The 22,423-nt window shown below is 66.6% G+C and carries 15 protein-coding genes and 2 pseudogenes; 11 read left to right on the top strand and 6 right to left on the bottom strand.

The genetic code is table 11. The annotated features are described in order from the left end of the window. Window positions 1-22: 22 nt before the first annotated feature. Genes ACH492_RS29000 through ACH492_RS28990 form a run of 3 tightly spaced genes read left to right on the top strand, consistent with a single transcriptional unit; the run spans window position 23 to window position 3,350 of the window. Window positions 23-1,747 (top strand): carbamoyltransferase, encoded by a 1,725-nt coding sequence (locus ACH492_RS29000; protein WP_398990674.1) that lies wholly within the window; start codon window positions 23-25, stop codon window positions 1,745-1,747. 5 nt (window positions 1,748-1,752) lie between these two features. Beyond that, window positions 1,753-2,367: an HD domain-containing protein gene (locus ACH492_RS28995; RefSeq protein ID WP_398990672.1), complete on the top strand. Its 615-nt coding sequence runs from the start codon at window positions 1,753-1,755 to the stop codon at window positions 2,365-2,367. Continuing rightward, window positions 2,364-3,350 carry a glycosyltransferase gene (locus ACH492_RS28990; RefSeq protein ID WP_398990670.1) on the top strand — a complete coding sequence of 329 codons (987 nt, stop codon included), beginning with the start codon at window positions 2,364-2,366 and terminating at the stop codon, window positions 3,348-3,350. Before ACH492_RS28995 ends, ACH492_RS28990 begins: the two co-directional genes overlap by 4 nt. Window positions 3,351-3,357: 7 nt before the next feature. Here ACH492_RS28990 and gltX read toward each other — a convergent pair whose 3' ends face one another. The 5 genes from gltX to ACH492_RS28965 form a co-directional block, all read right to left on the bottom strand. Further along, window positions 3,358-4,731, bottom strand: a complete 1,374-nt coding sequence (gltX, locus tag ACH492_RS28985; protein WP_398990831.1) for a glutamate--tRNA ligase — start codon at window positions 4,729-4,731, stop codon at window positions 3,358-3,360. Window positions 4,732-4,862: 131 nt separating this feature from the next. Further along, a complete protein-coding gene (locus tag ACH492_RS28980) occupies window positions 4,863-5,483 on the bottom strand; it encodes a restriction endonuclease (protein ID WP_398990668.1) in 621 nt (206 codons plus the stop codon). 246 nt (window positions 5,484-5,729) lie between these two features. Continuing rightward, a complete protein-coding gene (locus ACH492_RS28975; RefSeq protein ID WP_398990666.1) occupies window positions 5,730-8,642 on the bottom strand; it encodes a DUF499 domain-containing protein in 2,913 nt (970 codons plus the stop codon). A 139-nt stretch (window positions 8,643-8,781) separates the two neighbouring features. Further along, a complete protein-coding gene (locus tag ACH492_RS28970; RefSeq protein ID WP_398990664.1) occupies window positions 8,782-11,529 on the bottom strand; it encodes a DUF1156 domain-containing protein in 2,748 nt (915 codons plus the stop codon). After that, the gene (locus tag ACH492_RS28965; RefSeq protein WP_398990661.1) at window positions 11,526-14,567 is read right to left on the bottom strand and encodes a helicase-related protein; all 3,042 of its coding nucleotides are present in this window, start codon (window positions 14,565-14,567) and stop codon (window positions 11,526-11,528) included. The genes ACH492_RS28970 and ACH492_RS28965 overlap by 4 nt, the downstream gene beginning before the upstream one ends. Before the next feature lie 533 nt (window positions 14,568-15,100). On the opposite strand from ACH492_RS28965, the pseudogene ACH492_RS28960 reads away from it, so the two are divergent. The 6 genes and pseudogenes from ACH492_RS28960 to ACH492_RS28935 form a co-directional block, all read left to right on the top strand. Further along, window positions 15,101-15,699, top strand: a pseudogene (locus ACH492_RS28960) (serine hydrolase); the annotation flags it as partial. Window positions 15,700-16,146: 447 nt separating this feature from the next. Next, window positions 16,147-16,794, top strand: coding sequence for a hypothetical protein (locus tag ACH492_RS28955; RefSeq protein WP_398990659.1), 648 nt, complete (start codon window positions 16,147-16,149; stop codon window positions 16,792-16,794). Between the two features lie 235 nt (window positions 16,795-17,029). Next, window positions 17,030-17,524, top strand: a complete 495-nt coding sequence (locus tag ACH492_RS28950) for a hypothetical protein (RefSeq protein WP_398990657.1) — start codon at window positions 17,030-17,032, stop codon at window positions 17,522-17,524. Between the two features lie 211 nt (window positions 17,525-17,735). Next, window positions 17,736-17,951, top strand: coding sequence for a hypothetical protein (locus ACH492_RS28945; protein ID WP_398990655.1), 216 nt, complete (start codon window positions 17,736-17,738; stop codon window positions 17,949-17,951). Further along, a complete protein-coding gene (locus tag ACH492_RS28940; protein ID WP_398990653.1) occupies window positions 17,929-18,669 on the top strand; it encodes a restriction endonuclease subunit S in 741 nt (246 codons plus the stop codon). The genes ACH492_RS28945 and ACH492_RS28940 overlap by 23 nt, the downstream gene beginning before the upstream one ends. Next, the gene (locus ACH492_RS28935) at window positions 18,666-20,678 is read left to right on the top strand and encodes an N-6 DNA methylase (RefSeq protein WP_398990651.1); all 2,013 of its coding nucleotides are present in this window, start codon (window positions 18,666-18,668) and stop codon (window positions 20,676-20,678) included. The genes ACH492_RS28940 and ACH492_RS28935 overlap by 4 nt, the downstream gene beginning before the upstream one ends. Window positions 20,679-21,347: 669 nt before the next feature. Here ACH492_RS28935 and ACH492_RS28930 read toward each other — a convergent pair. Next, window positions 21,348-21,488 (bottom strand): annotated as a pseudogene (locus ACH492_RS28930) (LacI family transcriptional regulator); the annotation flags it as partial. On the opposite strand from ACH492_RS28930, the gene ACH492_RS28925 reads away from it, so the two are divergent. Both ACH492_RS28925 and ACH492_RS28920 read left to right on the top strand, forming a co-directional pair. Further along, window positions 21,420-22,100 (top strand): type ISP restriction/modification enzyme, encoded by a 681-nt coding sequence (locus ACH492_RS28925; RefSeq protein WP_398990829.1) that lies wholly within the window; start codon window positions 21,420-21,422, stop codon window positions 22,098-22,100. The pseudogene ACH492_RS28930 and the gene ACH492_RS28925 sit on opposite strands and share 69 nt — an antisense overlap. Next, the gene (locus ACH492_RS28920; protein WP_398990827.1) at window positions 21,997-22,257 is read left to right on the top strand and encodes a DUF6355 family natural product biosynthesis protein; all 261 of its coding nucleotides are present in this window, start codon (window positions 21,997-21,999) and stop codon (window positions 22,255-22,257) included. The genes ACH492_RS28925 and ACH492_RS28920 overlap by 104 nt, the downstream gene beginning before the upstream one ends. The last annotated feature ends 166 nt before the right edge of the window (window positions 22,258-22,423 follow it).

Below are 22,423 nucleotides of genomic sequence, written 5' to 3'. Positions count from 1 at the left end.
CCCAGACCGGAGGTCCACCACCATGCCCGCAGTCCTCGGACTGAACTTCCACCACGACACCAGCGCCGCCTTAGTCATCGACGGCCGCCTCTACGCGGCCGAAGAGGAACGCTGGAGCGGCATCAAGCACAACCACCCCAACCGCAAGGGCACGCTCACCGCCCCGACCCGTGGGCTCCAGTGGTGCCTGGAGGCGGCCGGCATCGAACCGCAGGACGTGGACGCCGTCTGGGCGGCATCCATGCGCCCCAACCCCGCCGCCGGCTGGTGGCTGGCCGAGGAACGGGACGAACTTGCCGCCCTCCTGCCCGCCCCGCTCGGCGAACACCTCCGCCTCCTCTCCCACCACACGGCCCACGTGCTCTCCGGCTACCTGCTCTCCGAGCACGAGCACGCGGCGGGCCTGGTCATCGACGCCGGCGGCTCCTCCCTCGGCTCCGACTTCGGGCCGGGCCGGGAGCGCATCACGGGTTACGACCTGCGGCCCGATCACATCGACCGCCTTCACCAGGGCATGCCGACCGTGGTCCCCGGCCCCGCCGGGCCGCGGCGTATCCACTCCTCCCTCGGGCACTTCTATCGGAACCTCGCCCGGCGGGTGATCCCGCCCGGGGACGAGCCCGAGGGCAGCATGATGGCGCTCGCAGCCTTCGGTGATCCCCAGCGTTACGGAGCGCAGGTCCGCGAACTCGTCCGGCTCGGCGACGACGGCGAGGTCCGGATCGACCACCCCTGGGGCTCGGCGGACAGCGCCACTCCGCTGCTGCTCGGCGGCCGGGCCTGGACAGCCGACAACGTCACGGAGCAGCCCGAAGACGTGCAGGCCGACCTGGCAGCCGCCGTGCAGGAGGTCTTCGCCGAATCGGTTGTCCACATCGCCCGCCACCTGCAACGCCTCACTGGGGCCTCCGCGTTGGTGTTCTCTGGCGGATGCGCACTGAACTCCCACCTCAACGGCCAGCTGGCCGCCGACAGCGGGTTCGACACCCTCTTCGTGGCGCCGGCGCCGCACGACGCGGGCACCGCCGTGGGCACCGCGCTGTACGGCTGGCACTACCAGCTCGGACAGGAGCGCCTTCCGGTGCCGACCGACGCGGCCTGGGGCCCGTGCCCCGGCACTTTGTCGGCGGGGGCGATGACGTCGGGTTACCGCGCCCTGACTGGCCTCGGGGCGAAGCTGGCGCCCACGGTGGCCGCGCTGCTCGCGGAGCACCGCATCGTCGGCTGGGTGCAGGGGCCGCTCGAGTTCGGGCCCCGGGCCCTCGGACACCGGTCGATCCTCGCCCACCCGGGCCACGCCGCCACGCGGGACCGACTCAACGCGATCAAGCAGCGAGCCGCGTACCGCCCGTTCGCCCCGGCGGTTCTCGCCGAGCACGCCACGCAGTGGTTCATGTCGGAGGGCGACCCCTTCATGAACCGCGTCGCCCGCGTCCGCCAGTGCCGAGCCGATCGCATCGCCGCAGTGACCCACCATGACGGCACGGCCCGCGTCCAGGCCGTTGCGGACAACCACCAGGGCCTGCGCGAGCTGTTGGAGCAGTTCCACGAGCGCACCGACCTTCCGCTCCTGCTGAACACCTCCTTCAACCGCAAGGGCACGCCGATCCTGCGCACCGTCGAGGATGCCGTACCCGCTGCGGTCGACCTCGGGCTCGACGCACTCGCCGTCGGCGACACGCTGCTGCTCGCCGACCACGTCCCCGATCCCCGTGTGCAGGCCCGCTCGTTCGTAGGGGAAGGGTGACGCAGATGGGCGCCATCGATCTGGCCCACGTTCTGTCCACGCTCAGAACCGCCGCATGCCCCGCCAATGAGCATTCCCGCGCCCGCGTGGCCGCCGGCCTGGCCCTGACGATCTACGCCGGCCATACCCGAGACCAGGGCACCCCCTACCTCCAGCACCCGCTCGCCGTCGTCACGATCCTGCGTTCCGAGCTCGGCGTCACGCAGTCCGAGACGCTCCTCCTGGGCCTCCTGCACGACGCCCTGGAGGTTGATCCGGGCTCGGAAGCTCTCGTCACCCATCAGCTGGGCGAAGCGTTCACCGCCCGGCTGCGCGCGATGACGCCCGACCACCGGCTCGAACGCCGCCCGAAGGCGCCTGGAGACGAGACCCGCTGGCGCAGGAAGACGGCCGCGCTTCCCGGCGAGGAACTCCTCGTAAGGCTCGCCGACCGCATCCACAACCTGCGCGACTTGGCTGCCTCGCCGAATCACGAGCGCCGGCGGAAGTTCGTACGGAACCTGACCGAGTTCCATCTCCCGCTCGCCGAGGCCGCCCGTCCCCTCAGCCCGGAGCATGGAGCCGCGCACGCACTGCTTCACGCCGAGTACGTCCGACACCAACAGGAGGTACGTCCGTGAAACGGGTCGTCTACTCGATGGAGCCGGTCGGTCGTACCGGCGGCCGGGTCTATTTGCGGATGCTCCACGAGGCGACGGCCGACGATGTGGAGTGGCGCACGGTCCCGGACCACAAACGCACCTACCGCGTCCGCCGATGGCGCAAGCTGCGCCACCTCGCCCGCTTGGTCCCGACCGTGCGGGCACTGCACAGTGCGACCGGCTCGTTCGTGTGGGACGACCTGAGCCTGCTGCTCTTCACGCCCGCGATGCGGGCCCGCACAGTGTTTCTTCTCCACCACTACGAGCCGTTGCAGCATGACTCCGCCCCCGTCGAGGCCATGCTCTGGGAACGGATGTTCCAGGTGCTGCCGCAGTGCGCCGCCGTGGTGTGCGTTGCCCCGTACTGGGCCGACTTCCTCCGCGCCCGAGGAGTGCGCAACGTACGGGTGATCTACAACGCCTTCGACATGGCCGAGGTGGAGCGTGCTCGCGGCTTCGACCGAGCCGAGTGCCGTGCGGAGTTCGGACTGCCCTCGGACGTGATCGGCGTGTATGCGGGTAAGGCCGTGCACTGGAAGGGCACGGAGGAGGTCTCGGCAGCCTTGGCCGGCGCTTCCGGACTACGGGTGATCACCAGCGGCAGCAACACCATCGGTTTCGACGGCGCGCACTTCGACGTGGAGCGCGAGCGGTACCTGCGGCTGCTGTTCGCCTGCGACGTCGGCGTCTTCCTCCCGCAGATGCGAGAGGGCTGGAGCCGCTGTGCGGCCGAGGCCCTGCTGCTGGGCCTGCCCTGCCTGATCCGCCCGGTGGCTGGCCTGGGCGACCTTGCCACGCTGGCCGGCCAGCCAGCCCCGGACCTTGGCCGCCTGCCGGCGCAGGTCTGGGAACGCGCGGCGGCGCGCCAGAGTGAGGCCAAGGCCGCGTACGAGGCCCTGGCCGGGTTCGATCTGAACTACTTCGGCAACGCCTGGGGCGACCTCCTCGCGAAGGTCGCCTGACCGGCGGCTACGCCTGCGCGGCCAGCTTCTTGGCCGCGGCGTCCAGACGGGCCAGCATGCGGTCCCGGCCGAGCAGCTCCATGGACTCGAACAGCGGGAGCCCGATCGTCCGGCCGGTGACCGCAACCCGGATGGGCGCCTGGGCCTTGCCCAGCTTCAGCCCGTGCTTCTCACCGACGGCGAGCAGAACGGCCTTCAGGTCGTCCGCCCTCCAGTTCGCGACAGCAGCCAGCTCGGCGCGTGCGTCACTCAGGACGTCGTTGGCACCGGCCTTCATCGCCTTGTTCCACGACGCCTCTTCCTCGACCGGCTCGTCGAGGAAGAGGAAGTCCACATAGCTGGTGATCTCCGACAGCAGCGCAAGCCGAGTCTGGGCCAGCGGCGCCACCGTCTCGAAGACGGCCCGGTCGAAAGCCTCGGGCTGCCACGGCGCGTACGGGGCGACGAGCCACGGCGCGCACGCGGCGGCGAACTGCTCCGGTGCCAAAGCGCGGATGTAGTCGCCGTTGAAGGCCGTCAGCTTCTTCACGTCGAAGAAGGCAGGGGCGGTGTTGACGTCCTCGATCTGGAAGAGCTGCTCCAGCTCCTCGTACGGAAGGATCTCCTGGTCGTTGCCCGGCCCCCAGCCGAGCAGCATCAGGTAGTTGACCATGGCCTCGGGCAGGAAGCCCTCGCCGAGGTAGTCCTCCAGCGCCACCTTGTCTCGGCGCTTGGACAGCTTCTGCCGCTTCTCGTTCACGATCACCGGCAGGTGCGCCCACACCGGCGGCTTGGCGCCGAGCGCCTCCCAAAGCAACTGCTGCTTCGGCGTGTTCGACAGGTGCTCCTCTCCGCGGATGACCTGCGTGATGCCCTCGTCCAGGTCGTCGACCACGTTGGCGATGAGGAAGACCGGGGACCCGTCACCACGCGCGATCACGAAGTCCTCGATCGCGTTGTTCGGGAACGCCGGCTCCCCGCGAATCAGGTCGACAACGACAGTCTCGCCCTCGTTCGGGGTCTTGAACCGCAGCGCGCGCCCCTCCTCGAACGCGAGCCCGCGCTCACGGCAGAACCCGTCGTACCCGAGGTGCTCCGAACCTGTGCGCTCCTTCAGCTGCTCCCGGGTGCAGTCGCAGTAGTACGCCCGGCCCGCCGCGTACAGCTGCTGAGCGGCCTCGCTGTGTCGGGCGGCGTTGTGCGACTGGAAGTACGGGCCCTCGAATGCGGCGTCCTCGCCGTGGATGCCGATCGCGGCCAGAGCGTTGATGATGCCGTCGATCCACTCCGGCTTGTTCCGGGCCGCGTCGGTGTCCTCGATGCGCAGGACGAACGTGCCGCCGGACTGTCGTGCCACCGCCCAGTTGTAGAGAGCGGACCGTGCACCACCGACATGGAACATGCCGGTCGGGGACGGGGCGAAACGAACGCGAACCGGGGCAGTAGACATGCGCTCCAGGGTACCGACGCCGGACACCCGCCCCGGCCACTCCACCCACCCCAGTGCCGACGCTTTCCGGCAGTCCTCCGCTCCTACTCGTACGTCTCCTTCCATCGAGCCCGATGCTGGCGGTCCCCTTGCCCCGAGCCGTTCACCGCACCGAGGGACACCAACGATGCGCCGTTGTTCCACAGCCCGAGGTGATCACGGTGGACGGCGAGGATGTCGTTCTCCGTGGCGAAGCTCTCAGCCGGCCCGCTGAAGTACGTCGTGGCCACGAAGATCGCCACGTCGACCTTGAAGTGCACCTTCGCCCCGAGAAGGTCACGGACCTCCCGACTGGGGATCTTGTTCTTGGGCGTGTAGCGCTTGCACTGGATCACCATGCTGCGGCCGTCAGGGAGCCGACCCAGCACGTCAGCGCCGTTGTCGTGGGAGCCGCCGACCCTCCGCACTTCGGTGCAGCCATCCCGCCGACAGAGTTCCACCACGAAGCCCTCAAACTCCGTGCCCGTCATCGCATCGACCTCGGCGAGCGTCCGGTGCCCGGCCTTCACGGCTTCGTCCTGTCGCCATTGCCGATCACTACCCTTGATCAGCCGATCCGTCCGCCACAGCCACCACCCGCCGACAGTGGCGGCGCCGAACACGAGCGCGCCCACGAGATACGGCCAGATCGCCGCCCAGAACACCACCAGCAAGACGACGATCACGCCCCCACTGACGCCGCCGGTCTTGAGCCGTCGCTGGCGACGCTTCCGCGCAGCCGATCCTCGCCGCTTCCGTGCCCTTGCCATGATCCTCCCCAGGTCCAGAAGCAGTCTCGGGATTCACTGTGGAGCCGTAAGGGCGCCCGTCGGGACACTGGCCGATATGAGACGGACCGGCTGCTAACGACGTGCTCGACGTCTTCTGTCGGGACCCCTGCTCCGCCTCAAGAGAGCTGAGGCACTTTTGCATTAGACCTCCTTGAACATCCCATTTATGCCAAGTTCTTCTAGGCGTTGCTGGATCTGCTCGGCCTCATCGGCCTGAATGACCAACTGGAGTGTGCCTTGCAGATAGCTGATCTGCCTTTCGTCTAGGGCCATGTAGAACGCCCGGAAGAGTGCAGCAAAACCGTCGGCGCTGTCGCTGTTGGCCAGGAGGTTCTTGGTGAACGAGAAGGCGACCTGCCGGTCCCTGGCCTGCTCCCTTTTCGGGGATTGCTCCGGACTCGGCCCATCGGTCTCCCGTTGCCGGGGCACGCTCGGTGTGTCGCCCCCCGGGCTGCCTGTCTTGCGCGTCGAGCCGTTATCGACGGTGTCGTCGGCACTCAAGGAGCATCGACCTTCGTGAACCAGCTGGTCGCAGCTGGCGCACGTCTTGGGTTGTGGTTTGGCGAGGCGCAGGCCCGTGCTCGCGAGGTTGACCTGTCCGGGTGCTGTGACCTCCACCTCGGTGCCCGCTCCGTCGACGATGCTCAGCAGGCCCTGGCTGACAGCATCGTAGATCGCCTGCTGAAGGTCGCGGTCACCGCCGTACAGCAGCGGCAATCGTGGGGCGCTGTAGAAGGCGGCTCGGATGTCAGAGAGGGTCTTGCCGTAGTCGTGGTCGCGAAGGTTATGCAGGAGGGCCTTGGCGCTGAACTGGCCAGTGTCGAAAACCTTGTCCCGAGCAGCGAGGCCCTTCCAGACGAGCATGCCGTCGAGGGCGGTGATGTTGTCCTTGTCGAATGTAAGTTGGTCGAGGTACCGCTCCCCGTCCGGGTCGGGCTGGGCCAGGTAGGCGACATGCTGGTACGCCCGCTTGAGCGCTCTCTCCAGTTGAGTCTTGGCCTCGGCGAGCTCCTTGGCACCGATCGTCTTGAGTTCGGCGTCGTTCTGAATCTCGGGCGCCTGCAGAGCCTTCTGCCTTGCCAGGTACTCCACCGCCAAGTTCCGCGCAAGAGCACGCTGCTGGGTGTTCACCACGGCGTACACCGCGCTGCTGGCCCACTGGATGGGGAGCTGCTGCGCACCTTGCCCGAGCCCCATGGCGACAGTGAGTGCCTCGAGGGTCGGTTTCTCCATGCCGTTTCGCAGGCTGTACTGCGCCGGGTCGAGGACGATGAGCCGTGTGGTGTAGGCGGTGTCCAGGCCGGCCGTGGCGAGGACGTCGGCGGGACTGCGCTGAGAGTCCGCAGGGACGAACTGCAGATCGCGGAACGGGCCGTTGCTGGCCAGCCTCTTCGCGATATCGGCGATGACCTGGTCGCGTTCGGCCTCGGTGATGGTGCGCCGGATGTTCTTCACCAGCATGCGGTGGGTGAGCCGGGTGGAGAGGAAGTAACGGGCCGGCTTGTTGTTGCCCTGACCGGGAGTGATGTCGAGCGCGCTCATCCCCTGGTTCGGGTTGACCAGCTCATCGACGACGCCGTCGGCGTCGGTGACGGTGTACGTGGCCTCCGGCACGCTGGTGGCGGCCTTGACCTCAGGAGCACTAGCTCCGCGGCCCCGCCCCGGGCGCAGTGTGCCGACAACACTCGCCAGGAAGATGAAGGTGGCCGCCCGTTCAGCCGCGCGCGGATTGTTCGTGCCCCAAGTGCTGGAATGCCGTTCGAGGTCCTGGCGGCGCGCTGCGCCTGACGAGCCGTCGTGGTTGATGACCTCGATCTCGGCCAGGCTCCGATAGTTCGCGATGGTGCGGTCGTCCTCGACCAGGCCGCTGCCCAGGAGCGCCTCTCGGACGGTGCTGTCCGACAGCGGCAGGTCGCCGGGCCCTATGAGAGCCGGCACCCACTCGCCTGACTTGCCGCGCTGCTGCAGGGCATAGACCGTGGCGGCGAAGATGCGGATCGTGGACCGGACCCGTTGGAATCCGGTGACCTTGCTCCACTCCTCCTGCGCCAGGCTCAGCAGCATGGGGTGGAACGGGTAGCAAGATGTCATCTCCGCACGCCAGTTGCGGCGCCACGCGGCTCCGATCGGGTCCCAGACCTGCTTGCTCCAGGTCTTGTCCGTCAGCACTTCCTCGTAGAGCGCAGCAGTCGCAGCCAGCACCTCGCCGGCGGGTTCGGCGTCGAACAGCCGCCGGCGGAGGATGTCGGCGAAGTCGCCCACGCCGGTCACAGTGGTCGGCAGGCCGTTGCGGTCGAGATGGCTATTCACGTCGTCACGGCGGGCCTGAGCGGCGGGCGAGAGCGCGGTCTTATCGATGTCGGAGGCAATCATCACGACCAGCATTGCGACGTGGGGGACATCGTTGACGACATCGAGCAGAGCCCGTAGGAACGCCATGTCCTGGGCCGCCAGGTCGATCTGGTTTGCGCCGTCCAGTCCGTTGCCGATGTAGTCGAGCACCTCGTCGACGATGATCAGCACGGGTCGGTTCAGCGCGCTGATGGCCTCAGCGATTTTGTGCTTGTCGCTCCAGAACCGCCGGTAGCGTTCGAAGAGGGTGTAGTCCTTGGAGAAAAGACGCCACAGGAAACGCTCGTAGAGGTTGACCGCGGGCCCATCGAGCTCCTGTACTGCGGCCCCTGGGGTCATGTTGTCGCAGGGCAGCACGACGACATGTGGACGTCCAAGGCCGCCGGCAAGCGGGTGGCCGATTCTGGCCCTCGCGCGCTCGGTCACCTTCTGGCCGAGCTCGGTTCCCAGCAGCGCCCTTGGATTGGCGGCCAGATGGTAGGCGCCGATGCACGCGTGCGACTTACCGCCGCCCATGCCCTGGTCGAGTCGGGTGACTGCTCGGGCTTTCAAGTAGTCGTCGCCACCACCGATGCGGACTGCGATTTCTGTGAGCAGGTCAATGAGCCGTTCGGTCGGGTGCGTGATGTCACCGTAGTAGTCGGCGTCGGCATAGGGCGGCCGGTCGGCTCCCGTGGCGTGAACGGCTCGGAACAGCGACATCTGTACGTCATCGATCTGCCCGGAGGCGCTCCGGATCTCCTGGCGGAGCTTGAGTGCCTTCCACCACGGCGTCACGCTGGTCGTCATGGCTTCTCTCCTGGGCTGGTGGACACGAGGATCACGGAGGTGGTGTTGGTCGTCATCGCGTGAGCCGCAACTGGACGTCGAGTTGGAGCTGGGATGCTTCGTAGTTGTTCTCAGCGACTGTCTCGGCGGCACTGACCACGCCGGCCCGGTTGCGCAGCACGCGGGTGAAGCGGACGGAGTCTGGGTCGTTGTCGGGAAGCCGATCCGCGAGGAACTGGACTGCGGCCCACAGAAAGGTGTCGTCGGCCGCGTGCTCTGCATCCGCCAGTACCTGACCCATGGCCTGCAGGCCCTCCTCCGAGGCAGCTGCGAGTGCGAGGGCGAGGTCGATGACGGTCGAATTTCCGTCGATCTTGCCCTTGTAGTCGCGGGCGGCGATGAACCGCACACCCTTGTCGGCATCAGGGACCAGGTCGCGTATCGCTGTCAGGTCGAGCGAGGAAGCCAGAGCCTGCCAGCGCAGTTCGGACTTCCCCCGGATCTGGCGGTTGTAGAGCGTGATCCACCACAACGCGAACCGCGTTCGAGCGTCAAAGGTCTCCAGCGGCTGGTGGTTGATCTCGACGGCCATGGCCTCCTGGACTGCAGCTCGCGCCAGCGGAAGAAACGTGTAGATGTCGACGGGTTCGCCCTTGGCGTCGAGGACCTCGCTGTAACGGCCGACGACCTCCATGGCCGGTCCGGCAGCGGCCATCAGCATGTCCGCCGGAGCCAAACCCCACCGCTCCCAGTCCGGGTAACGCCGCTTGATCTCTGCCTTGATCTCGGCCTCGACCGCGCCCTTGCGCCCAGGGGATCGTCCGGGCGCCATGGGGCGGCACGTCATGGTCAGGGTGGTCTCGATGTTCGCCTTGCCCTGATGGTTGCTGGCCTCGGTGTTCGCAGGCCAGGACCCCGTCATCACCAGGCCGGCCTTCTCGATGGCCGTGAGCAGGCGCTGCCAGACCTCCGGGTCTCCGGATCCGAACACGATGGTTACCAGTCCGTCGTCGCGGACCACGCGACGCATCTCGCCGAACGCCTGGGCGATCTTCGTGTCGTAGTGCTCACGAGTTCGGTGCTCGTTAGGCGCCTCTCCCCGGACCCGTTTGACGATGATCTCTTCCGATTTCTCCTGGCAGCCGTGTTCGTCGGAAGTGACGACGAGCTCGGGCCAGGTGCAGTGCAGGGCGCGCTTCAGCCATGCGTAGATCAGATCGGAGGAGTCGGCATACGCGATCATCTCGTCGTACGGCGGGTCGGTCACCACAGCGGTGATGGATGTGTCCCGCAGGTTCATCGCGGTAGCGGACCCCCGCGTCACGCTGACCGGCATCCCCTGGATATCCGCCATCAGGTTCGCGAGCGTCGACATGCTGCTTTTGCACAGTGACGACCATGATCCCGGACCGGTGCCGATCCCCACCTCGAAGAAGTCCTGGGAGAACACAATCGACCCCTGATTCGCGTAAATATCGTGAACCTTGTTGAGCTTTGGATCGAGAGCGCAACCGCGGGTAGCCCTCCGCAGCTTCCGCGCGACGACGGCCCCTGCGTAACCACTCAGCGCCCGCGCATAGTCAGGGCTCACCCCCGCCTTGTACATGAGTTCGTCGGCCACCTCGGCGATGGACCGGGTGAGCATGACGAAGGCCAGGGTCTGTCGATCGCACATGAAGTCGCCGTAGGTGCGCGCCCCGTAGATGGACGGCCCGATGATGTTGTTGTTGCCCGGTGCGATCCGTTCGTCTGGTACGGCACTCAGAAACGGACTCGGGTCGGACAGCTCACGTAGTGCCGCGGGCGTTGCGGCGACAGCCGAGAGCTCCGCCTGGGTCGGCTCCCGGTACTCCTTGCCGAAGTCGTCCGAGTGGTCGGCCACCACCAGGAGCATGTCTGTGGCGCGCCTCTCGTCGGTGAGTCGTCGATGCACATCGAGTGGGTGCACATGACTGCAGAAGGGGCAGATCGCCGACTTCCCCGGGAGCGTGCGCCCCTCAGCCGTACGAGCGCGCGTCAGTGTTGGAGTACGCCTTGGAGGGCCCTCGTGCACCACCGGTGCGCAGGTACCGGCAGCCGGGTCGGCTTCGATGTAGAACGACTGGCCGGGATCGGTGACAGGCGGAGCGCCCTTCCGACCGCGCTTCTGACTCGGCCTTCGCAGCTCATACGAGCCGGCCAGAGGGAACCGGTTGCCGCACTCCTGGCACGGTATGGCGATGGCCCACAGATATCCCCACGGTCGTTTGCCGTTGACCTCGGGGTAGTAGTCCGCCATGGCTGCCGTCCACCGGCGTCCCACCTCATCGAGAGTTGCGCGAACGTCAACAAGCAGCCGGGGCCGGTCATCGTAGAGGGCGTCGCTCTCCTCGGCGAACGGCAGGCTCGGCTCCTGAGACCAGTCCCGGAGGGGGAAGTCGGTGAGGAGTGTGCTGGCCAGCACCGCGACCGGGCTGTAGTCCACACCGTGGGCCTCAAGCCCGAGCCGCCCCGCCTCGAGCGGGATCATTCCGCGCCCGCTGAACGGGTCCAGGACTGATGCGCCCTCAGGGTTCGCCTTGAGGATCTCGTCGTGGAGCATCTGCCAGGCGGCGTAGCGCCCGGACATGGCCCTGTGCACCAGCTCTTGAAGGCGCTGTTGCTCAGCCTGATCCTCCGGCCAAGGCAGCAGCGAGCAGACCACGGCAGCCTTGGCCTGTGCGACTGGACGCTTCGCGAACCACGGGAACAGCCCGATCTCGGTCGCACCGCTTCCCCATCCTGCTGAACTGTTCGCCGAAACCTCGGCACAGGGGAACCAGCGTTCAATCATTCGGGTCATGCGTTGCTCCCGGGGGCGTTCTTGAGGCTGCTGCCCGGGACACGGAACACCGCGTTCCCGGTCATGACGTTCGCGAAGAGGGTGGCGGGGTCTTGGTAGGCGCCGAAGAATCGGCCCTTGCCGTCGGCGCACTGGTCGACGACGTAGAGCCAGTACTCCTTGCGGTGCTGGGTCGCGATGAGGACTTCGTTGCCTGTCATCCGGATGCCGTCGCTGGCCGCGCTGCCGAGCACGCCCTTGACCTCGACATGGCGGACCTGGCTGTGGCGGCGGGCCTCCAAGTCGTAACCGCGGCCCTCGGTGTGGACATCGGCCACGGTCCAGCCGTCGTGCTCAAGGAGCTGCTGCACGCGCCGCATGGAGACCAGCTCGGCGTCGATCTCGGCCTGGACGCTGATGTCGGCGGTGGCCAGGACGCGGATTCGACCCACCTGCTTCGGTTCGGTCAGATGCACGTCCGCGAGCCGCTCCAGCTCCTCGAGTCGCTGAGCGGTCTGGGCCTGAAGCCGGTGCCGCAGCTCAAGGCGGGCAAGGCGGTCGTCGATACGGTCCGTCAGGGTCAGCGGCAGGTTGGTCAGGTCGCGGCGGGCCTGGGCGAACCAGTCGGCGCGCACCTTCCGGTGCTCCGCGACGGTCGCGGCGGCTACTTCGCGGGCCGCTGTGAGCGCGTGGCCCTCCCGAGCCGGATGCGGTGAGCCGCCGTTCTGGTCGGTGGGCACGAGGTTGGCCAGGGACTCCCATCGCACCGGGCGGGCATTGCCGCTGTCGTCCACCTTGATCAAGGTGGCCCATACGCTGGCGCGCTTGCCGTTGCTCTCGGTCATCGTCGCCTCGTACGCGTACAGGTCGTACGGGGTGAGGCTGGTGGGGTCGGATGCGGCGCCGGACTGGTACAGGTCCTCGGCCAGGGTGTGCTCGGCTGTGTTGATCAGGTCGCTGAAGCCTGGCTCACCGGGGCCGAGGGTGACGGTGTCACCGATGTCGATGCTTTCCGAGGCTTCGCGCACCACGTCCCCGCTGGTGGCGACGTGAACCTCGTTCCGTCCGCCCAGAGTGGCCGGAAATATGGCCTTGCCGCTTAAGGAGAGCCGCCGAAACCCGGGCCCGGCCGCGGTCGGAGCGGACTTCAGCACGCCAGCCGCCGCGAGCCGGTCGAGGTATGCCTCGACGATGGCCGGGTTGATGCGTGCGAACAAATCACGCTGAAGCAGGGTCAGTGCGGCCACCGCGTCCACCTGGCTGGCCAGGCGTCGCTCGTTGTCCCGGACTTTCCGGGCTGCCCGGCTGAGTTCCTGCGCTTGGACCGCCTGGGCGGCGTCGATGGCCTGCTGCTTCTTCAGCTCGTCGTTGCCGTAGAGGTCCGACAGCCACTTGTCGTAGTCGACGCCGGTGATTTCGGCGACCGCTGAAAGGCTGTCGAACATCTGGCCGTGCAGCTCGTTGGCGGCCGTTACGAAGTTGTCCAGGAGGCGGAGCAGGGTCTCGCCTTCCCGGGTGTCGGTGGCGACCAGGTTGTAGAGGTAAACGTCTCGCTGCTGACCGACGCGGTGGATGCGTCCCATCCGCTGTTCGAGGCGGACCAAAGACCACGGGATGTCGTAGTTCACGAGCACGTGCGCGGCCTGCAGGTCGATACCTTCGTTGCCCGCGTCAGTGGTGACGATGATCTGAAATTCGCCGCGCATGAATGCCTTGCGCGCCTCGTCGCGTTCGGTCTTTCCTTGGCGGCCGGAGTAGAGATGGGCGGTGTATCCCTGGTCCTGGAGCCGCCGGGCGATCCACTCTGCCGAGTCTGCGTACTCGGTGAAGACAACAGCCTGTTCACCGTTCCCAGGGTGGATTCCGTGGGCGGCCAGGCAATCGTCAGTGAGTCGCTTCCACTTCGACGGCTGCCAGCGGGAGTCACTGACCATTGCCTCGATCTGCTGCACGAGGCTGTTGATCGCAGCCCGCTCAGCCCTGGTCGAGGCCGAGACCGTGTGAATTACCTTCGCCTCATCGACCTCGGCCTCGTCACCGTGATCCTCGCGGTCGGCGATGAGCGCCGCCTCCGCCTCGCTCATCGCCCCCATGTGCTCGTGCCGCCGGCGCAGCGTCTCGGCCAGCGCGTAGAGACTGGAGGCTGCTCGCTTGCCGTAGACCATGCGGGCAAGCGGCTGCGCCACCGGGGGGAAGAACCGGTCGACCATATCTAGTGCGGCCCTGTAGAAGCCGTACTCGGTCTGCGACAGCGGGACGCTGTGGTTGTGCGCGGTGCGCCCCTTGAACAACCGGGTCGTGCCGTCGTAGTCGACCAAGTCCTCCTTCATCCGCCGCAGGAAGTGGATGGGGCCGGGGCGCAGCGCACTGAGCTCGATGTTGGGGTCGTTGCCCGGATCCGGGTAGATCTCTGGGTCGACCAGATGCAGCAGGTGTCGGAAGAGCCACTCTTTGCCCCGGTGCGGCGTTGCCGTCATCAGCAGCGCCCGCGGGGTGTTCTTGGCCAGGAGCCGTCCGACCTGGTGGAATCCGGCGGCAGTTGGAGTCAGTCGGTGCGCCTCGTCGAAGACGACCAGATCCCAGCCGGCCTTGTCCGGCCGGATGGCGTCCTGCACCGCGGGGTTCACCGCTGCCAGTTCCAGCGACACCACCCACAGGTCGTTGGAGTTCAGAGCGTCCTCACGCACCGTGGCCGAGGTCAGCTGACGCAGCCCGCCTCCCAGTAGTCGCTGGAAGTCGTCCACCCACTTGGTGGCCAGGTTCGCCGGGCACACGATGATCGCCCGCTTTATCAGGCCGAGCCTCTGCATCTCACGCAGATATAAGCCGGCCATGATCGTTTTGCCGGTACCCGGCTCGTCACAGAGGAGGAAACGCAGCAGGGGTTGGGGGAGCATCGCTCCGTAGACGGCAGTCGTCTGGTGCGCGTACGGCTTCAGTGGTGTGGCTGCCATCGCGCTGGACTCGGCGTTCGTCGCCGCGGCGTTCATCCACTGGGTCCACATCGCGGCCAGCACACGGGCGGAGTCAGCTCGCCCGTCGCTGACGAGAGGTCGCACGGTCTCGGTATCCCCGGCTGCCAGATTCACTTCGTGTCGACGGTCTTCGTCATCGACCAGGATGAGATCCCATGACCCCGATTGGTCTCCGGGCAGGGCGAACCTGACTGTGGCGAACTCTGGTACGCCAGCTGCCTGGACCCGTACTTTCTGGCCTCGCTCAAAGGTGCCTTGGGGCTGCATGCTTATGCATCTGCCACAAGGCGCGCCGGAATCCAGCTGATGAGACTGGCCACAAGCCAACCCGCTGGACGTGGACAAGCCATGTGCTGGTCCCTCCCCCTCGGCCACCCAGGGTTCCCCAACCTTGGCCGACTAACGACTGGTCAACTTACAGTAGCTGCAAGCTACTTCCAATACACGGGACGTAAGCGATAGGGGTGGGAGCGGCGGATTCCAGCCACCCACTTCTAGGGGCGGAAGGATCGGTTGGAGCGCGATGCCGGTCGGCCAGGTCAACTCACGGGCTGTACAAGGAGGCGTGGGCAGGGCGGTTGGGGAACTGTCATTTGCCTCGCCGCTGAGACGTCTTGCAACCGGTACCGCTGGCCGAGGCATTGGCCTGGCACCCGATGGCAGCGGCACTGGTCGCGCAACGTCCTGTCTGGACGCCGGGCACCGCGCACGGGTATCACCGCCGAACCTGGGGCTGGCTGGTTGGCGAGGTCATCCGCCGGGGTCCGGCCGCACTCCGGGCCGCTTCTTCGCCGACCAGATCGCCACGCCGCTGGTCCTCGACTTCTTCATCGGGCTGCCGGCGGACGAACGCGACCGGCTCAGCCACATGGTGCACCGCAAGCCCGGCGTCGACCTCACCACCGCGCCCCCGGAATCGGTCCCCGAGGACCTCCGCGAACAGATCGCTGCCTGGAGCGACCCGAACTCGTAAAGCACCAGGGCCTATACGGCCACCGACCCAGCAGTGATGGACTTCAACCCGCCCGAGGTGCAGGCCGCAGAACTCCCAGCCTCCAACGGCATAGGCACCGCGCGCAGCCTGGCCCGCATGTACGCGGCGCTGATCGGGGATGTGGACGGCATCCGCCTGCTCACCCCGGAAACCCTCGCATCGGCGACCAGAGAGCAGGCCGCTGGGATGGACCAGGTACTGGTGGTACCGAGCCGCGGCGGTTCCCTGCGTTGGCCCAGCTGACGTGGGCATCGAAGCGAACGTTCCGTGGGATCCAACGTGCGCCTCCTTCCCCTAGGTTCTGTGGTGGATGGTTCTCTGTGAGGTCGCAGCGCGGGCCCACGGGCAGTCGGATCACGCCATAGAGTGAAGGGCCAATCGTTGCGTCCCGGGTTGCGCAGTCGGTCCTGTAGCACCTCCGTCGGCCGCGCAGGCGCGACAGCGTTGTTGGCCCCCGTACGCGTCTGGTCCTGAGGGGAATCGATGGCCAAGCTGACTGAAGAGCAGAAGGCGAAGCGTGCAGCTGCACGAGCGCGCCGTGAGGCTCTCGCAGCTGAGGAGAAGGATCGCCGGGATGTAGAGCAGCGTGAAGCATGGGCGCGTGAAGGGACACGGCTCACCTGGGACGAGTACAAGGCCGGGGTGCGCTGTCGAGGCTGTGGCGAACCCATGTATGACGGACTGGGGGACTGGCCGGGGCTGATGTACCTCACCGAGGAGGAGAAGCGCGACCACGAGGCGATGGAGGAGCGCTTCCGGCAGCTGCACCCAGACTGCAAGAGCGGCCGCTGGGGCACCAGCGGGTCGCGCGTGACTCACTGCTGTCTGTGCTGCCCGCCACCGCCGCTGGGGCCGGCGCAGATCGAGAAGCTCAGTCGGCTCTTTCAGTCCTTCCCCTCTGCCGAGGAACGCAAGAAGGACCTGGACGCCTGGAAACTGATCCTCACCTGCGATCACGTGACCACCTTCGTCCAGCACCGGGAGAACACCTACGTCCGGGGAGTGGTCGATTGCCCTGAGTGTCAGACGCGACGCGGGGTCGTCGACAGCAAGCGACTCGGGCCCGCATATACGGACGCGGGTGTGAAGGCAGCGCAGAGCGAGGCGGATCAGGCACGTCTCGCTGCCGAGTTGGCCAAGGCGAAGGAGCAGCTCCGGCGCCAGCAGCAGCGTGCTGCTGCCACGAGCAACCGGATCGAGGAGCTCCAGAAGCAGCTGAGCCCCTCTGCCCAGGGCGACGCACTGCGTGAGCGGTGCGTGAGCGGACTGGGTGGCACGGGGTGGGCGGCACGCGGGTTCTGGAGCGGAAGTCTCTGACCTGGGAAAGAACGGGATCTGGCGACACTGTCCGGTACCAGTCAAGATGATCTTGTGGGGCCTCGTAATGCGTAGGTCTCAGCTCCCTCGAGGGGCCCATCAGCCCAAATGTGACGATCGTGCGTGTGCTGTTGCCGAACAGCCTGAGGCAGTCGACGGGGCTCATCCTGGGAGCCGCTTGGGAGCCGACCCGCTTCCGAACCCTCTTCCACACCACCCGACACCAATCGGGACCGTGCCTCTGACCAGCACAAACGTCATCAGCGCAGGCAAGATCAGGGCCCGAACCTCGTTCGGGGTGAAGTACGGCGACACCGTCCGCATCGTCGACATCGGCGACTTCTCCCGCGAACTGTGCGGCGGCACCCAGGTCGCCCACGGCTCCCAGGTCGGCACCTTCCGCCTGCTCAGCGAGGGCTCGATCGGCTCCAACCTCCGCCGCATCGAGGCCCTGACCAGCCACGGCGCTCTGCGCCACCACGACGTCGAGCGCCGCATCCTCGAAGAGGTCTCCACCCTCCTCGGCACCCGTCCGCAGCAGGGCGCCGAGACCCTCCACAAGCGCCTCAGCTCTTTGGCCGCTGCGGAGAAGGAAGTCTTCCCGCCGGCGCAATGCCGACTTGCGGAGCCAGGCGGAACAGCTCGCCTCCCCCTCCCGTCAGGTGCCCGGGGACTCGGACCTTGGCGTAGAAGACCATCAATCAACTGCGAAGCTAGCTCCGCGGTCTGACGGTGTGTATGATTTGAGTATCGAAGCTCGGGCGTGCTCGGGCTATGTGCGTTGTGGCGGGGCGGGAGAGGTTCGTCGCTTCCCGTCCGGCTCCGCAGGGAAGATCATCTGACCAATATCCACCGCACCACCCCGCATGGTTTGCAGGCCCGGCAGGGCGGTGCGGCTATACCGTTCCCACGCAGTGCGCGGGGACAGGAAGGACAACCCAATGAGGATTGTCGACGTCCATCATGCATGGTCCCTGCCGCCCCGGGCCAGGAGAGCTGTGCTGGTTCTCCTGGGGATCACCGTGGTGGCTGTGGCGTGCGCGTCATTCATGGGACATGGCATGGCCGCATTGGCCGTAGTCGCTGCCGCCATGCTGACTGTCGTGGCGGAGGAACTGGTGCGGACCGCGATGCATGCCTGGCTGCGCACTGTCTGACGAACCGAGGGGCGGTGGGGGAGCCACGCACGTACAGCTCCCCCACCCGCAGAAGCAGAGAAGTTTGGTACGAGGAGACGAAGGAGGTGCTGTGCAAGTAGACGACGCATCCCCGGCTCACATTGAGCAGATTCCGCTCGGGAGTCTCTGTGAGGTGACAGCCGGCCCGTCCGGGTCGCTGCTGGACAGCCTGAACGACGGGCCCGACGGGGCGCCGGTGATCTCACCGCCGGATCTCACCGACCACCACACGGTGGACACCCGGCGGCTGCGGCGGGTGCCGTGGAGCGAGGCCAACCGGCTCTCCCGCTTCGCGCTGCGGGAAGGCGACCTCCTCGTCGTGCGGCAGGGGACACTCGGCCGGTTGGCGCTGATCGAGGCAGAGCACGCCACATGGTTCTACGGCTCGTCTTGTCTGCGTATCAGGCCCCGGCGTGAGCTCATCCTGCCTGCGTACCTCGTGTCGTATCTGTCCTATCCACCCGTGCAACGGGGCATGCTGGGACAGTCCCTCCCAGGTACGGTCCCCTCGCTCAACTCGGCGATGCTGAATGCGTTGCCGGTCACCGTGCCGCCCTTGGACCGGCAGCACGCTGTCGTCGAAGCCCTGGCCGATGTGGACGCCCGGATCAGAATCCAGCGGCAGATTGCCGACCGCCTGGAGGCGCTGCGGCCAGCCATCTTCGGAGAGCTGATTCAAGGAACGAGGCACACATGAGTCCCCTTGCCCACGGGCAGTTGGCACGGGCCCTCTTCGGTGCCGCCGACCTGCTGCGCGGCAAAATGGATGTGCCGCAGTACCGTGACGTCATCTCCGGGATGCTGGTCCTCAAGCGGGCCTCTGATCAGCCAGGCATCCTTCACTTGCCCGAGCGTGCGCGCTGGTCCCACATCGTCGGCTACAAGGGCAAGGCGTTGGGGCACGTGCTCAACGAGGCCCTCTGGGAACTTGAGCGAAGCAACCGGGAAGTACTAGAGGGCGTATTCGAGGCCCTTGACTTCGACAGAAGGCTGGGCCGTGCCGAGTTGAGCGCACTGGTCGATCACTTCGACCACATTCCGCTGAGTGACGACGATCTGGAGTTCGGCGATGTGGGCGGTCGTGCATACGACCTGATCCTCAGCGCGTTCGCCGACAGTGCCGGGAAACGCGGTGGGGAGTTCTTTACGCCCCGTTCTGTGGTCCGGCTGATGGTCCGCCTGGTCCGGCCGCAAGAGGGTCAGTCGGTCTACGATCCGTTCGCTGGCTCGGGAGGCATGCTCATTCAGGCCAGGCAGTACATCGACGAGCACGGCGGGGAGGGTGCAGACCTCGCCCTCTTCGGGCAGGAAGTGAACGGCGCAACGTGGTCCACGGCCCGGTTGAACCTCCTGTTGCACGGCATTACGGACAGTTCGGTGCTCTGCGGGGACACGCTGACCGATCCGCTCCACTCACTGGAGGACGGGCATCTCAGGCGCTTCGACTGTGTGCTGACCAATCCTCCCTTCTCGATGAACTACTCCGAGAAGGAAGTGAGGTATCCGGAGCGCATGAAGTACGGCTGGACACCCGGGCAAGGCAAGAAGGCCGATCTGATGAATGTCCAGCATGTGCTGGCCACACTCCGTCCGGACGGCATCGGAGCGGTGGTTACCCCGCATGGCGTGCTGTTCCGGGGCGGGGCGGAGGCTGAGATCCGCCGGGGAATCGTCGAGGACGCCCGGCTCGAAGCGGTGATCGGTATTGGACCGAACGTCTTCCACGGCACAGCCATCCCCGCCTGCATCCTTGTGCTGCGGGGCACGAACGGAACACCAGCGGATCAGCGCGGCCAGGTGCTGTTCATCAACGCCGAGCGCGAAGTGGTCACGGGGCGATCGCAGAACCGCCTGGAACCGCAGAACGTGGAGAAGATCGTGGGTGCTTTCCGCGAGTGGGCAGACATCCCCGGCTTCTCTCGGGTGGTCTCGCTGAATGAGATCGCAGCGAACGACTTCAACCTCAACATTCGGCGCTACGTCGACGCCGGTCCGCCTGCCGAGCCACCGCTGGACGTCCGTGCGGCGCTGTCCGGTGGTGTGCCAAGAAGCGAAGTCGACGCGGAGACACGGAAGTTCCACGTCTTTGGTATCGGCCTCGCTGACCTGTTCGCGCCGCAGGGTTCCGACTACCTCGATTTTTTGAGCGAGGGCTGTGGGGCGACTGCAGCGCGCATCCCGGAACTGGCTGCTGTTCGAGAGCGGGATTTCATCAACCACTGCCGTGCATGGTGGGAGGGAACGGAATCACGTATTGCCGAGCTCGCGGGCTCTGGGAAGCTGTTGATGTTGCGCCCCCGGCTCGTGGCTTCCTTCCGTGAGGAGCTCCTGCCGGAGGGGATCCTGGACCGGTACCAACTGGCCGGCGTCTTCGCAGCATGGTGGTCAGACCGGCACGACGACCTCAGAAGCCTGGACCAGCGGGGTTTTTTCGGGGTGATCGACCGGTGGGCGGCGGCCGACGGCCAGCGTTCGTACCTTCCTGAGACCCTGGCGCGCGAACGCGTGCTTGATGTTCTTGGTGACGATCTCCGATCTCGCATGGAGAGGCTCGTCGCTGCGGAACGACAGGGACTGGTCGATGTCTACCGCTCATGGGGCGACCGATACGCTACCTCGCTCACGGACTTGGAGAGGCAGAGCGAGGACACTGCGGCACGGCTCAGAGCTCGCCTGGAGGCGCTTGGTTACACCGGACCGGCCTGACCTGACTTAGCGCCACAGTCGCATCCGCACGGTCGCCGACCTCCCCTTCGGCCCCGTCTCACTACAACCGGATGGCTCCACCACGGCTCTGCGCAGCCTGCACCTGCACCGATCTACCGCTCCCCGCTGGGAGCCATCTGGGAGCCGACTGGCTCCCCGAGCCCCTTCGACACCACCCCACACCAACCGAGGCCATCAGCCTGACCTGCGGCAATGCCATCAACCCAGCTGGCCGGACTGCTCGTACCTCATTCGGGACGAAGAGGTCGTGGGTTCAAATCCCGCCACCCCGACAGCTGAAACACCAGGTCAGGGGCCTGATCCGCGAGAGCGGATCGGGCCCCTGAGTCGTTTGTAGGGTCTCTTGGGAGTTTCACCAGCGAATTGGCGCTGAACAACGGCGACGACGCCTATTGGGTTCTCCCCGCGAACGGAAGCGTCGATGAGATCGCTCAGACGCTCCAGCAGCACATCGAATCGACCGGCCGTTCGTGACGACAGCAAGGGCCAGGCAGACCAGTGCCCCGGTAGTCCGGTTGCGCCAGACCGCAACGGGCATCGCCGTGATCTGCTGAACAGCGCGGACGGAGACCCCTTCGAACACCCCAGGGCCGCGATCCACTCGGAGTCCTGATCCCAGTACGATCAGTTCGCGGCACGCGGTGGGACTACCGGCCCCGGTGCTTGCTCCATGAGGACCTTCTCCGTGCCCAGGTCCTCCATGAGTGTGCGGTGGGAGCGGTGAATGCCGTGCGGGGTGAGGCCCTTCGCGATCGGCGGCGAGCAGGCGTCCGCTCGCGCCTGGGCGTCACCCTCACCAACATCCCGGACGAGGCGTATCGCTACCAGCTCGGCGCCCGTTCCGCGATCGAGTGGATCAGCGACCGGTGCCAGGTCGAGGTCGACAAGGCATCGGAGATCACCAACGACCCTGCCGACTGGTCCGACGACCCCCGATACATCATCAACCTCCTCAAGCGGATCGTGACGGTCAGCCTGGACACCATGAAGATCGTGGATGGACTGTCGCCGCGCCGCCCCTCCGTACACGCCCCTGTGAGCAGCGCCAGCACGACGTACGCATGCATGGACGTGCTCGCGGCTGAGCAATGGGCTTGGTCGCTATCGCCCCTGCCTAGACGGGCGTTGTTGCAGTTCAGGCGCATTCGCACCCGATCTGGTGAAGTCCTTCATTCGTGCGAGCTAGATCAACTACTACCAAGAGTAAGGAATGGAACGCTCTACGTGTGCACAGCTCATCCAGTCCTCGGGCATCGCGCCCTCAAGAAGGAGTTGCCCCATGAGCGTTCGCCGTTCCCTGCCGGCCGTCCTCGGTGCCGTAACCCTCATCCTCGGACTGTCCACAGCCGCCGCGCCGTCAGCGGCCGCCGACCCCTGCGGGTTCTACGAGACCTCCAGTGACGCGTACTACAACCACTGCACGAGCGACGGCTCGCGCGTGATCATCGAAGTGGAGGTATGGGGCCCCAACTACGAGCGATGCGTGGGCCCTGGCATCACCTGGCTGGGATCGGCTGGCCAAATCGACGGCGCGGCGTACGTCGGGCGCACTTGCTGACCACTGATTACAGGCGTCCCAGCTGGCTGCCCCGGTCGCAGACGGCTGCAACACCCCCATGATGTTGCAGTCGTCGGCGTAGCAGACCCCAACTCCCGCCACCCCGACGCCTGTCAAAGGCCACCGACTCACCTGAGTCGGTGGCCTTCGGCGTTCCCCGCGGACC

The organism is Streptomyces sp. NPDC019443 (assembly GCF_044389785.1).
Classification (GTDB): Bacteria; Actinomycetota; Actinomycetes; order Streptomycetales; family Streptomycetaceae; genus Streptomyces.
Note: the sequence above shows the minus strand (reverse complement) of the source record. Positions and strands in the feature narration are given on the sequence as shown.

Bases quoted from the DNA above. Each gene is read 5' to 3' on its own strand.
- ACH492_RS28975 (WP_398990666.1), bottom strand. From the start codon at position 8,642: ATGTCGCTGTTCCGAGCCGTTCACGCCACGGGAGCCGACCGGCCGCCC.
- ACH492_RS29000 (WP_398990674.1), top strand. From the start codon at position 23: ATGCCCGCAGTCCTCGGACTGAACTTCCACCACGACACCAGCGCCGCC.
- ACH492_RS28945 (WP_398990655.1), top strand. From the start codon at position 17,736: ATGAGGATTGTCGACGTCCATCATGCATGGTCCCTGCCGCCCCGGGCC.
- ACH492_RS28995 (WP_398990672.1), top strand. From the start codon at position 1,753: ATGGGCGCCATCGATCTGGCCCACGTTCTGTCCACGCTCAGAACCGCC.
- ACH492_RS28935 (WP_398990651.1), top strand. From the start codon at position 18,666: ATGAGTCCCCTTGCCCACGGGCAGTTGGCACGGGCCCTCTTCGGTGCC.
- ACH492_RS28970 (WP_398990664.1), bottom strand. From the start codon at position 11,529: ATGACCCGAATGATTGAACGCTGGTTCCCCTGTGCCGAGGTTTCGGCG.
- ACH492_RS28955 (WP_398990659.1), top strand. From the start codon at position 16,147: ATGTATGACGGACTGGGGGACTGGCCGGGGCTGATGTACCTCACCGAG.
- ACH492_RS28940 (WP_398990653.1), top strand. From the start codon at position 17,929: ATGCCTGGCTGCGCACTGTCTGACGAACCGAGGGGCGGTGGGGGAGCC.
- gltX (WP_398990831.1), bottom strand. From the start codon at position 4,731: ATGTTCCATGTCGGTGGTGCACGGTCCGCTCTCTACAACTGGGCGGTG.